This window comes from Vibrio sp. A1-1 (genome assembly GCF_021728175.1).
Taxonomy (GTDB): domain Bacteria; phylum Pseudomonadota; class Gammaproteobacteria; order Enterobacterales; family Vibrionaceae; genus Vibrio; species Vibrio diabolicus.
Genome location: NZ_JAKKCL010000002.1, coordinates 203,060 through 215,790, shown reverse-complemented (window position 1 = coordinate 215,790; position 12,731 = coordinate 203,060). Strand labels below are relative to the sequence as shown.

At 45.4% G+C, this 12,731-nt stretch carries 11 protein-coding genes; 9 read left to right on the top strand and 2 right to left on the bottom strand.

Translation table 11 applies throughout. The annotated features are described in order from the left end of the window. Positions 1-25: 25 nt before the first annotated feature. The gene (locus tag L3V30_RS05040; RefSeq protein WP_237308465.1) at positions 26-1,222 is read left to right on the top strand and encodes a methyltransferase; all 1,197 of its coding nucleotides are present in this window, start codon (positions 26-28) and stop codon (positions 1,220-1,222) included. A 93-nt stretch (positions 1,223-1,315) separates the two neighbouring features. Here the strand turns inward: L3V30_RS05040 and ald are convergent, their stop codons facing one another. Continuing rightward, positions 1,316-2,440: an alanine dehydrogenase gene (gene ald, locus L3V30_RS05035; RefSeq protein ID WP_005378241.1), complete on the bottom strand. Its 1,125-nt coding sequence runs from the start codon at positions 2,438-2,440 to the stop codon at positions 1,316-1,318. Between the two features lie 156 nt (positions 2,441-2,596). Here ald and lrp point away from each other — a divergent pair, with 156 nt between their 5' ends. The 8 genes from lrp (at position 2,597) to L3V30_RS23955 (ending at position 11,386) form a co-directional block, all read left to right on the top strand. Then, entirely contained in the window at positions 2,597-3,091 is a 495-nt protein-coding gene (gene lrp, locus L3V30_RS05030; RefSeq protein ID WP_005378234.1) for a leucine-responsive transcriptional regulator Lrp, read from the top strand. Positions 3,092-3,243: 152 nt separating this feature from the next. Next, a complete protein-coding gene (locus L3V30_RS05025) occupies positions 3,244-6,297 on the top strand; it encodes a DNA translocase FtsK 4TM domain-containing protein (RefSeq protein ID WP_237308464.1) in 3,054 nt (1,017 codons plus the stop codon). 74 nt (positions 6,298-6,371) lie between these two features. Beyond that, positions 6,372-6,998 (top strand): outer membrane lipoprotein chaperone LolA, encoded by a 627-nt coding sequence (gene lolA, locus L3V30_RS05020; protein ID WP_012841960.1) that lies wholly within the window; start codon positions 6,372-6,374, stop codon positions 6,996-6,998. After that, positions 6,999-8,354, top strand: coding sequence for a replication-associated recombination protein A (locus tag L3V30_RS05015; RefSeq protein ID WP_267136911.1), 1,356 nt, complete (start codon positions 6,999-7,001; stop codon positions 8,352-8,354). Positions 8,355-8,445: 91 nt separating this feature from the next. Continuing rightward, positions 8,446-9,753 carry a serine--tRNA ligase gene (serS, locus tag L3V30_RS05010; protein ID WP_167426732.1) on the top strand — a complete coding sequence of 436 codons (1,308 nt, stop codon included), beginning with the start codon at positions 8,446-8,448 and terminating at the stop codon, positions 9,751-9,753. 191 nt (positions 9,754-9,944) lie between these two features. Continuing rightward, the gene (locus L3V30_RS05005) at positions 9,945-10,691 is read left to right on the top strand and encodes an ATPase (RefSeq protein WP_237308462.1); all 747 of its coding nucleotides are present in this window, start codon (positions 9,945-9,947) and stop codon (positions 10,689-10,691) included. Beyond that, complete coding sequence (locus L3V30_RS05000; protein ID WP_012841959.1) at positions 10,685-11,125, top strand: hypothetical protein; 441 nt, start codon at positions 10,685-10,687, stop codon at positions 11,123-11,125. The genes L3V30_RS05005 and L3V30_RS05000 overlap by 7 nt, the downstream gene beginning before the upstream one ends. A gap of 138 nt (positions 11,126-11,263) precedes the next feature. Beyond that, positions 11,264-11,386 carry a hypothetical protein gene (locus L3V30_RS23955; protein WP_256875561.1) on the top strand — a complete coding sequence of 41 codons (123 nt, stop codon included), beginning with the start codon at positions 11,264-11,266 and terminating at the stop codon, positions 11,384-11,386. Between the two features lie 35 nt (positions 11,387-11,421). Here L3V30_RS23955 and bioA read toward each other — a convergent pair whose 3' ends face one another. Next, positions 11,422-12,702, bottom strand: coding sequence for an adenosylmethionine--8-amino-7-oxononanoate transaminase (gene bioA / locus L3V30_RS04995; protein ID WP_046874762.1), 1,281 nt, complete (start codon positions 12,700-12,702; stop codon positions 11,422-11,424). Positions 12,703-12,731: the final 29 nt, after the last annotated feature.

The window sequence follows — 12,731 nt, the reverse complement described above, 5'->3', positions numbered from 1 at the left end:
CAATGCGCTCGTTGTAGGGGGAGTTATGAAAACGCAATTTCAATTTATTAATGACTGCTTATTGGAAAACGAATCGCTATGGCGGTTTGAACCATTTAAAAGTAGCATTCACACCTCATTACCTTGGCAAGAGCAACACCCTCAGTTGTGCCAGTGGTTAGTGTCTCTTTCTCCCTCTCAAATCGAAGAGTATAAAGCGGAACCTGAACTCGCCTTAAAAGCGATAAGCGCGTTCGTGCCTCAACTCGAACAACTCGCTTATCACACGCGTTTAGAGTCTTTGACCTTAAATGGTTTGGCACTCGCTCGTGGTTTAGACAACGGCATTCCCGGACGTAAGCTGGAGCAAATCAGCTCGATGGGTGAAGCTGCAATTCAACAACACTGTGGCGAAGAATGGTTAGAGTGGTGTTCAGGGAAAGGTTATTTAGGACGAATCCTGGCAACACAAACCGATCAGCCTGTGACCAGTTTCGAATATCAACAAGCACTGTGTGATTCAGGGCAACAAGCTGCGAATGAACACCATTGGAAAATGACGTTTATTCAAGGTGACGCGTTTGATAGCAAAGCAAAAGCGGTATTCAAGCCAACGCAACACGCGGTGGCACTGCATGCGTGTGGTGACCTCCATGTTCGTCTAATGCAGTACGGCAGTGAGAATGGGATTGCTGCGATGACCATCTCACCTTGTTGTTATCACTTGATTCAGTCGGAACAATACCAGCCGATGTCGAAACCGGGGAGGGTTTCTTCTCTCTCATTGTCTAAGCAAGAACTGCGTATCCCGTTACAGCAAACGGTGACTGGGGGGGAGCGTGTACGTCGCCATCGTCAGCAGGAAATGGTGTTTCGTCTTGGCTTCGATTTGATTACTCGACGAGCGTTAGGCATGGCAGAATATCAACCTGTCCCCAGTATTCGTAAGTCGCAATTAAGTGAAGGCTTTGAATCTTTGTGTCGCTGGGCGGCGGAGCAGAAAGGTATCGTTCTTTCTCAAGAAATCGATTTCGATCATTTTGAAAAGTTAAGCGAACAACGCTTCTGGCAAATGGAGAGAATGAGCTTAGTGCAACTGGTTTTTCAACGTCCATTGGAGATCTGGCTCGCATTGGACAAAGCACTTTATCTTGAAGAACGTGATTATCGTGTTAGATTGTCAGAGTTTTGCCCTAAATCAGTTACACCTAGAAATATTTTAATTTGCGCATATAAGAATTAGTTATTTTTTATAGCTAAACGCTCTATATGAAAAAGCCCACTTATGCGTGGGCTTTTGTAAACAAAACGTGACAAATTGTGTTTTATTTTGTCATTAATTGAACATAGCGATAGCTTGAGTTGGTTCAACGTATTCCAAGTCAAAGCTTTCTGCTACTTCTTTACATGTTACTTTCCCGTGAATAACGTTTAGACCTTCAAGGAAGCCTTTGTCTTCTAGAAGTGCCTCACGGTAGCCTTTGTTTGCGAGTTTCACAATGTAAGGGAGTGTTGCATTGTTCAATGCGAAAGTTGAAGTACGTGCAACCGCACCAGGCATATTTGCTACGCAGTAGTGAACCACTTCATCAACGATGTAAGTTGGATCTGCGTGGGTTGTTGCGTGAGATGTCTCGAAACAGCCACCTTGGTCAATAGCCACGTCAACCACTGCCGCACCAGGTTTCATCTTAGCAATGTGCTCTTTTGTTACCAGCTTAGGCGCTGCTGCTCCAGGAATTAGAACGGCACCGATAACAAGGTCAGCTTCTAGAACATGCTTCTCGATAGCGTCTTCAGTAGAATAAACCACTTTAGCGCGACCTTGGAATTCTTCGTCAAGCTTACGAAGTGTATCTACGTTACGGTCTAGAATGGTTACGTCAGCGCGAAGACCAACAGCCATACGAGCTGCGTTTGCACCAACAACACCACCACCAACGATGACGACTTTCGCTGGCTCAACACCAGGTACGCCACCTAGTAGCAGACCACGACCGCCGTGTGATTTTTCCAATGTTTGCGCGCCAGCTTGGATAGACATCCGACCTGCCACTTCTGACATTGGTGCTAACAGTGGCAAACGACCCATATTATCTGTTACAGTCTCATAGGCTATACAGACAGCTTTGCTCTTGATTAGCTCATCAGTTTGTGGAAAATCTGGTGCTAGGTGTAAATAAGTAAATAAAATTTGCCCTTCGCGGAGCATTGCTCTCTCTACTGCTTGGGGTTCTTTTACTTTTACAATCATGTCTGCTTGCGCGAATACGTCTGCAGCATGAGGGAGAATGGATGCGCCGACAGCGATGTAATCATCGTCTGAAAAACCAATGCCGGCACCTGCATTGGTCTCAACTAAAACTTGGTGACCATGTGAGATGAGTTCTCTCACGCTTGCTGGGATCATACCAACACGATATTCGTGGTTCTTGATTTCCTTAGGTACGCCAATGATCATCCTGTATCCTCTTTCTATAATGGTTGTATTAACTGTTTGTAGGGTGTTATTGTCGAATTAATAACTAGTATAGTTATAGATTTGTAAAATTTGGCACCAAATATTAAAAAGTTGTAGTATATTTTTTTGCAAGGAAGTAATAAGGTGGAATAAAAAATGGCAGACAACTATAAAAAGCCGTCCAAGGAACTAGACCGTATCGACCGCAACATTCTTAATGAACTGCAGAAAGACGGTCGTATTTCAAACGTTGAGCTTTCAAAACGTGTGGGACTTTCTCCAACGCCATGTTTGGAGCGTGTACGTCGCTTAGAGCGTCAGGGTTACATCACAGGATACACTGCATTATTGAATCCGCAGTTCCTGGATGCGTCACTATTAGTATTCGTTGAGATTACACTAAACCGTGGTGCGCCGGATGTATTTGAGCAGTTTAACTCAGCTGTTCAAAAGCTAGACGACATACAAGAGTGTCATCTTGTATCAGGTGACTTTGACTATCTTCTTAAAACCCGTGTATCAGATATGGGTGCTTACCGTCGACTATTGGGCGATACGTTACTACGTCTACCTGGCGTAAATGACACTCGCACATACGTTGTAATGGAAGAAGTGAAACAATCTAACCAGCTTGTGATCAAAACTCGTTAATTTCTTGCAAAGAAAGCGGTATATGCTTCCGCTTTCGCCAGAGAGTAATTGGGTTTTTCTCTTTGATATGGTTAAATCAATTTACCGAGCGGCTTGATGCCGCTCGGAATGTTTTGCAAATTCCTATTTCATTTCCATATTCAAGTTGATTTATGTTCAAAGAGAACGCAAAGAAAGTCGAAACCATTATCAAAACCAGTGAAGAGCCCCAGTCTTCACGCTTAAATGGCTTCCAACGCTTAAAAGAGTGCTGCTTTATCGTTGGCGTTCTTAGCTCGGTATTGCTTGCGGTTGCACTATTTACCTTCAGTCCGGCCGATCCTTCCTGGTCCCAAACCGCATGGGGAGGGGAGATCGATAATGCTGGTGGCCTTTTCGGCGCTTGGCTTGCGGACACACTATTCTTCACATTTGGCTCTCTCGCTTATCCCATCCCTTTCTTGCTAGCTGCGGCTGCATGGGTGATTTGCCGTAAACGAGGAGAAGATGAGCCAATTGATTTCATGTTATGGGGTACGAGGTTACTCGGCCTTGTCGTCCTTATAATGACTAGCTGTGGTCTAGCCGATATTAATTTTGATGATATTTGGTATTTCTCGTCCGGTGGTGTCGTCGGGGACGTGTTGTCTAGCCTAGCTTTACCTACATTGAATGTACTTGGCACGACATTGGTTCTGCTGTTCTTATGGGGAGCGGGCTTTACGCTCTTTACTGGCATCTCATGGCTTAACATCGTTGAGTGGCTTGGAGATCGTGCGTTAGCGCTAATTGCCGCGCTTGCAAATAAGGCAAGAGGTTCAGAGCAGGAAGTTTTAGAACCTCAGCTTGATGAGTTTGTGGAAGATAAAGTCTCTACGCCTAGACATAACGTAGACCATGACATTGATGATGAACCGCTTCCTCATTTAACGGCGTTCGATGTCGATGAGCCGAAAGAATCGGCGCCTGCGCATGAGTATCCTATTTATATGCCGCAAGCTAAACCTGAGAAGCCAGCGGAACAAATGATGGTGGAACCGACGCCGCCACAACACAAGGCTACGGTTAATGCTGCGCCAGTTTATGCTCAACCTGAGCACCAAATGCAACCTGTCCATGCGGTGAATACTGATAACGTTGATCCGCTTCTGGAGCGTACCAAGCAGCTGAATGTCACGATAGAAGAGCTTGAAGCTGCAGCGCAACAAGCAGATGACTGGGGAACTGAAGAACAGGCAGCCCCATCATTTGCAGACACTTACTCTTCCTATGTAGACCAACATACAGCTACAGAAGAACCGAACAGTGTTGAACCAGATTATGCGGAGTACGAACAATTTGAAGCAGAGCAAGTACAGCAGCCAAGTATTGAGCATCCTGTGCATGAAGAGCCTGTAATTGATTCCGCTGCGCTAGATAGCATCACGGAGCAAACAGAATCGAGTCAACACATTGAACCTACGATCTCTGATTTTGACGTGTTAGACGATGAAGACGAAGTGGAGTCACAGTCTGTACAACAAGTACAGCCAGCTCCAACAACACCTCATCAGCAAGTGGCAACACCTTCAACAACATTTGAACCTGCACTTCAAAAAGCGGAGATTGAAGAGGTTCAAGACGGCGACGAAGATGTAGCGGCATTCCAAGACATGGTTTCTAGTGCGCAAGCCAAAGTAGCAGCGACACAGAACCCATTTTTGGTACAGAAAGAAGAAAACTTGCCTGTTCCAGAAGAACCACTTCCAACGCTCGAGTTGCTTTACCATCCAGAAAAACGCGAAAACTTTATCGACCGTGATGCGCTAGAGCAGGTCGCTCGATTGGTTGAGAGCAAGCTAGCGGACTACAAAATCAAAGCCGACGTGGTGGGGATTTATCCTGGTCCAGTGATCACTCGTTTTGAGCTTGATTTGGCGCCGGGGGTAAAAGTAAGCCGTATTTCTGGCCTTTCAACTGACTTAGCTCGTGCATTGTCTGCAATGGCTGTACGTGTTGTAGAAGTAATCCCAGGCAAGCCTTACATCGGTTTGGAACTGCCAAACATGAGTCGTCAGACGGTCTATTTATCTGATGTAATCAGTAGTCCTCAGTTTGAGCAAGCAACGTCACCAACAACGGTTGTGTTAGGTCAAGACATTGCGGGTGAAGCTGTTGTGGCTGATCTCGCTAAGATGCCTCACGTGCTAGTAGCAGGTACAACCGGTTCTGGTAAGTCGGTGGGTGTGAACGTGATGATTTTGAGCATGCTGTATAAAGCTGGCCCAGAAGATGTACGCTTCATCATGATTGACCCGAAAATGCTAGAGCTTTCTATTTACGAAGGTATCCCTCATCTTCTTTCTGAAGTTGTGACTGATATGAAAGACGCATCAAACGCTCTACGTTGGTGTGTGGGTGAGATGGAACGTCGTTATAAATTGATGTCGGCATTGGGCGTTCGTAATGTGAAAGGCTTTAACGAGAAGTTGAAGATGGCAGCAGAAGCAGGTCACCCAATTCATGATCCATTCTGGCAAGAAGGCGACAGTATGGATACGGAACCGCCATTGTTAGAAAAACTGCCTTACATCGTTGTTGTTGTCGATGAATTTGCTGACCTGATGATGGTGGTGGGTAAGAAGGTAGAAGAACTGATTGCACGCTTGGCACAAAAGGCGCGTGCGGCAGGTATTCATTTAATTCTTGCGACTCAGCGTCCATCGGTGGATGTTATCACGGGTCTGATTAAAGCGAATATTCCAACTCGTGTTGCGTTTACGGTATCGACTAAAACAGACTCCCGTACGATTCTAGACCAAGGTGGTGCAGAATCACTGCTTGGTATGGGTGATATGTTGTATCTACCGCCGGGCTCAAGTCATACAACTCGTGTCCACGGTGCATTTGCATCAGATGATGATGTTCATGCTGTTGTAAACAACTGGAAAGCGCGTGGTAAACCGAACTACATTGAAGAGATCATCAGCGGAGATCAAAGTCCAGAAAGCTTATTGCCAGGTGAGCAAATGGAAGCGGATGAAGATGTGGATCCACTCTTCGATCAAGTCGTTGAGCACGTAGTTCAGTCACGTCGAGGCTCTGTTTCTGGCGTACAGCGTCGATTTAAGATCGGTTACAACCGTGCCGCCCGTATTGTTGAGCAACTCGAAGCGCAAGGTATCGTGAGTGCACCGGGTCACAACGGTAACCGCGAAGTTTTAGCTCCTGCGCCGCCAAAAGATTAATGAACTTGTTTTACTCACTTCAGTCCAACTGAGGTGAGTAACTTTAGGTCTTTGACCCTCTGATAGGTATCTGAATGAAAAAACGATTTTCAGCGAAACTTTTCTCAGCGCTAGTTTTAAGCGTTTCTTTCTTCTCAGCTGCGAATGCAGCATCTCCAAAAGATGAACTCAATAAACGTCTCGCAATGAACGAGGGTTTCAGTGCCGATTTCTCTCAGCAAGTGATTAGCCCTGAAGGTGAAACGGTAATGGAAGGTGAGGGCACGGTTGAAATCGCTCGTCCAAGCTTGTTCCGTTGGAGTACGACTTTCCCTGATGAAAACCTTTTAGTATCTGACGGTAAGACGTTGTGGTATTACAGCCCATTCATTGAACAAGTAAGCATTTACTGGCAAGAGCAAGCGACCGAGCAAACACCATTTGTGCTGTTAACTCGCAATAGAGCAAGCGATTGGGATAACTATAAGATTTCTCAGAAAGGTAATGAGTTTACGCTCATTCCAACGGCAATTGACTCTACTCAAGGCCAATTCCAGATTAATATTGATGCAAAAGGCGTAGTGAAAGGCTTTAACGTCATTGAGCAAGATGGTCAGAAAGGGCTGTTTACTTTTAGTAATGTTAAGCTTGGTAAACCAAAGGTAGACAGATTTACATTCACAATTCCAGATGGCGTGGAAGTGGATGACCAAAGGAATTAATTGTTAGTGAGTAATTACACGTTAGATTTCTCAGGGGACGAAGATTTTCGTCCCCTTGCTGCTCGTATGAGACCACAAACTATCGAACAGTATATTGGACAGCAGCATATTTTAGGTCCGGGTAAACCCCTACGCCGAGCGCTAGAGGCTGGACACATTCACTCGATGATTTTGTGGGGACCACCAGGCACAGGCAAAACGACATTAGCGGAAGTGGCAGCAAACTATGCCAACGCCGAAGTTGAGCGTGTATCTGCGGTGACGTCTGGCGTTAAAGAGATCCGTGCTGCGATCGACAAAGCGCGTGAGAACAAAATGGCAGGTCGCCGCACTATCTTATTCGTGGATGAGGTGCATCGCTTTAACAAATCACAGCAAGATGCGTTTTTACCACATATTGAAGACGGTACGGTTACGTTTATCGGTGCGACTACAGAGAACCCTTCGTTTGAGTTAAACAACGCATTGCTGTCACGTGCTCGCGTTTACAAGTTGACTTCTCTTGACCAGAGCGAAATATCGCTGGCGCTTGATCAAGCGATTAACGACAAAGAGCGCGGCTTGGGTAATACACCAGCAAATTTCGCCGACAACGTTCTAGATCGCTTAGCAGAGCTAGTGAACGGTGATGCTCGCATGTCTCTTAACTACCTTGAGCTGCTATACGATATGGCAGAAGACAATGCGCAAGGTGAAAAAGAAATCACGCTTAAGTTGCTTGCGGAAGTGGCGGGAGAAAAGGTCTCTCGCTTTGATAACAAAGGTGATATCTGGTATGACTTAATCTCTGCAGTTCACAAATCTATTCGTGGATCAAACCCAGATGCCGCTTTGTATTGGGCTGCTCGTATGATAGCTGCAGGTTGTGATCCACTTTACATTGCCCGTCGATTACTTGCGATAGCATCGGAAGATGTCGGCAATGCGGACCCTAGAGCCATGCAAGTTGCACTCTCCGCGTGGGACTGTTTTACACGCGTTGGTCCAGCAGAAGGTGAGCGTGCGATTGCTCAAGCAATTGTTTATCTCGCGTGCGCTCCAAAGAGTAATGCCGTTTATGTTGCTTGGAAACAAGCGCTCACTGACGCACATAACTTGCCTGAATATGAAGTGCCGCATCACTTGCGTAATGCACCCACCAGTCTGATGAAAGACATGGGCTATGGCGCAGAGTATCGTTATGCTCACGACGAGCCGGGTGCTTATGCAGCGGGTGAGCAATATTTGCCACCAGAAATGGCAGAACGTAAGTATTATCAGCCAACAAATCGCGGTCTAGAAACCAAAATCGGCGAAAAGTTAGATTACTTGGCTAAATTAGACGCAAATAGCCAACAAAAGCGCTATGAAAAGTAGGCGTTTTTGGATACATTTGTTCAGTAAATTTTTTTAACGCGTACGCTTGGAAAGTGCGCGTGATTTCACAACAAAAAGCATAGGATTAACAATGCTGGATTCTAAATTACTTCGTACAGAGCTGGATGAAACAGCTGCTAAACTGGCGCGTCGTGGCTTTAAGCTAGACGTAGAGACTATTCGTAAACTTGAAGAACAACGTAAGTCCATTCAAGTAGAAGTAGAAAATTTACAATCCACGCGTAACTCCATCTCCAAGCAAATCGGCCAAAAAATGGCGGCTGGCGACAAAGAAGGCGCAGAAGAGATCAAGAAACAAATCGGTACTCTAGGTAGCGATCTTGACGCGAAGAAAGTTGAACTTGAGCAAGTAATGGCTCAACTAGACGAATTCACGCTTTCTGTACCAAATATCCCAGCAGATGAAGTGCCAGATGGCAAAGACGAGAACGACAACGTTGAAATCTCTCGTTGGGGTGAGCCTAAGACTTACGACTTCGATTTGAAAGACCATGTTGACCTAGGTGAAATGGGTGGCGGTCTAGACTTCGCAAGCGCAGTTAAGATCACTGGCGCACGTTTCATCGTGATGAAAGGCCAATTTGCTCGTCTACACCGTGCAATCGCTCAGTTTATGCTAGATCTTCACACAGAAGAACACGGCTACACAGAAATGTACGTACCTTACCTAGTAAACTCTGACAGCCTATTCGGTACTGGCCAGCTTCCTAAGTTCGGTAAAGACCTTTTCCACACAGAGCCTCTAGCGGAAAAAGTAAACGACGAAGAGCCACGTAAACTGTCGCTAATCCCTACGGCAGAAGTACCTGTAACGAACCTAGTTCGTGACACGATTTCTGACGAAGCGGATCTACCAATTAAGATGACAGCTCACACGCCATGTTTCCGTTCAGAAGCGGGTTCATACGGTCGTGATACTCGTGGTCTGATTCGTATGCACCAGTTCGACAAAGTTGAGCTAGTACAAATCACTAAGCCAGAAGATTCAATGAACGCGCTAGAAGAGCTAACAGGTCACGCTGAGAAAGTTCTACAACTTCTTGAACTTCCTTACCGTAAAGTCGTTCTATGTACTGGCGACATGGGCTTCGGCGCTCGTAAAACTTACGACCTAGAAGTTTGGGTTCCTGCTCAAGAAACTTACCGTGAAATCTCTTCATGTTCTAACATGTGGGACTTCCAAGCTCGTCGTATGCAAGCGCGTTTCCGTCGTAAAGGCGAGAAGAAACCTGAGCTTGTACACACGCTAAACGGTTCTGGTCTAGCTGTAGGTCGTACAATGGTTGCTATCCTAGAAAACAACCAAGAAGCAGACGGTCGCATTGCAATCCCTACAGTACTTCAGAAGTACATGGGCGGCGCAACGCACATCGGTTAGTGCATTAGCCACTAGAACACCAAAACCCAGCCATAGTGCTGGGTTTTTTGTTATTTGCATCGAGTGAAAATACGTTGTTATGTAATTAGCACACGCAATAGTGAAGAGCTCGCCCAGAATCTGGCAGTACGAGACAAATGATATTTTTCTAAACGGTTTTTCACGTGACAAGCTAATGGCATCATTTGCCCTTGTTGTTAAACGTTATGCCAGTAAATCATCTTTCATTGCTTATTATTTTTGCGCTTACTTTGCTCGTTAGTAAGAGTGTTATCGCAAGTGAACTTATTCAGCCTCAATACTTAGATAGTGAGCGAACCGATCGCTTTTTCGCGCGCGAAATAGCGCAACCTTACAAAGAAAATATGCAACTTCGTAACTCACTCGATTGGGGCTATGAACTTGAATTGAAACGTGCATCTGATGAAGAAAAACTAGTATCTAATTGCCAAGACTTAGCTACGGCAAACTCTACGGGCTTTACTGCGGCAAAAGCCTATGAATACGGCGCGTTTAAAGCATATTTAACTCAGTGCCAAACATGGAGTGAGATGGCAAAGTTAGCTGCCTCTAAGCGTTCATTTATATCAGACTTTAAGTTAGACGATACCTTTCCTAATTTCGCTCCAAGTGCACTTGCTTTTGTTATTTCTGACGAAAGTGCAGAGAAAGCAAAGACACTATCAACGTGGGATGAAGCAGACCATATCCAAAGAACTCAGGTCATCAGTGAAGTCAGAGCAGAGTATTACGATTCGACTGATGGCTTTCAGGTTATTACCGTTACCGCAAAAGGTGATTACAACGCTGACGGCATCGAGGATATCGTTATTGAGAAAGAGAATAGTGTACTCAGTGGCTCGTATTCATCTTCACACGGATATGTATTAACCCGTATGTCTGAACAAGCGCTATTTACAGTGTTGGCTGAATGGTAATGAAACGATTGGCGGTCACTTTGGGTTTAAGTGTTGCGATGATGAGCACGTTTGCTGTTGCTAACACCTCGCCCAGAAAAGTCTTTGAATGCTCAGTGAACCAAACTATGAACTTTAGTATTTTTATAGAGCAAGGCAAAGGTGGGATTATCTTTAATGAGTCCATTGAGAATCAAAGCTCTGTTTTACAGCGGATAAAACCTCAAGATTATCGTGTTGAACATTATCATCGAGCGTTGGTAGATGAGAAGTCTTTGGAATTTAGTATTGGTGAGCGCGTCATATTAGTCAGTGAGTACTTTAGTGAGGAGTTTAATGAGGCAGAGAAGATACTCAGTGTTACTTTGAGAGAGCCTGAGCAAACGCAGTATTTTGAATGTGAGGAAGGGAGTATGAGTAACCTTGCATTGCTTTTCCATGAGAGTGCCGAATAATCGATTACAGAGTGATTATTACCAAATCGTAATAGTGTTTTCGAATTTACCCTAATTATCTTGTTATTTGTAGGCGATATAGTCATCCACCTTAACACGGTAAGTAGATTTTTCTCATTCAAGTAACGAGGAGGGCTTGTGGCCGTAGGGTGGGCAAACGACGATAGCGTCAGCCAACAAATTCAACATATCATCGACGAGCGAGTAAAGACAGTCAACTTCGATAGCTTTGCTTTTCTCGTAAATAAAGAGACGGTTTGAGTCTCATACTCAAACCGTTTTCGTGTTGAGTTGGACTATGAAGCGAAGCAGTCTTTACGTTGCAACGCTGCATCAATCGCGTTAACTAGCTTCTCAATATCTTCCGGCTTGCTGATGAACGGCGGCATCATATAAATCAGTTTGCCAAATGGACGAATCCAAACACCGTGCTCAACAAAGAGAGCCTGGATGGTTTCCATATTCACAGGGCGATGCGTCTCCACTACGCCAATAGCACCCAACCAACGGGTGTTTTTCACCAAGTCGTATTCTTCAAGTTTTGGTAGTAACTCAGAAAACAGCGTTTCAATTTGTTGGGTTTGTTGCTTCCAATCACCTTGCTCGATCAATTCCAAACTTGCAGTAGCTACAGCACAAGCGAGTGGATTCCCCATAAAGGTTGGACCGTGCATAAAACAACCAGCATCACCACCACAAACAGTGTCTGCTACGTGTTTGCTCGCGAGGGTCGCAGAGAGGGTCATGTAGCCGCCAGTGAGTGCTTTCCCGACACACAGAATGTCTGGTTGAATATCTGCATGTTCGCAGGCAAACAATCTGCCTGTGCGTCCAAAACCGGTAGCGATCTCATCTGCAATCAATAACAAACCGTATTTGTCGCAAAGTCTACGCACGCCTTTGAGAAATTCGGGATGGTAGATACGCATGCCACCTGCGCCTTGAACGATAGGCTCAAGGATCACCGCAGCAAGTTCTTGATGGTGCGTTTCAATCTTGTGCTCGAAGTCGGTAAGGTCTTCTGGCTTCCATTTATCCCAATAACCACAAGTTGGTGACTCCGCAAAGATATGCTCAGGCAAAAAGCCTTTGTAGAGAGAGTGCATTGAGTTGTCAGGATCGGTAACCGACATCGCCGCAAACGTATCGCCGTGATAACCGTGTCGCAAAGTAAGAAACTTCGGTCGGCGTTCGCCTTTTGCATGCCAATATTGCAGTGCCATTTTTAAGCTGACTTCTACGGCAACGGAGCCTGAATCGGCAAGGAATACATGCTCAAGATTACTTGGGGCTAGGGATAGCAACTTCTTACACAAACTGATTGCTGGCTGGTGGGTAATCCCGCCAAACATCACGTGAGAGACCTGATCGATTTGCTGGTGCGCGGTTTGATTTAAGTGCGGATGGTTATAGCCGTGGATCGTCGACCACCAAGAAGACATGCCATCGACCAGCTCAGTACCGTCTTCCAATTTAATGTGAACACCATTTGCCGATGCCACTGGGTAGCAGGTCAGAGGTGTCAATGTCGAAGTGTAAGGATGCCAGATATGCTGGCGGTCGAAGGCGAGATCCATGTGCGATTCCAATAACAATTAAGATTAAA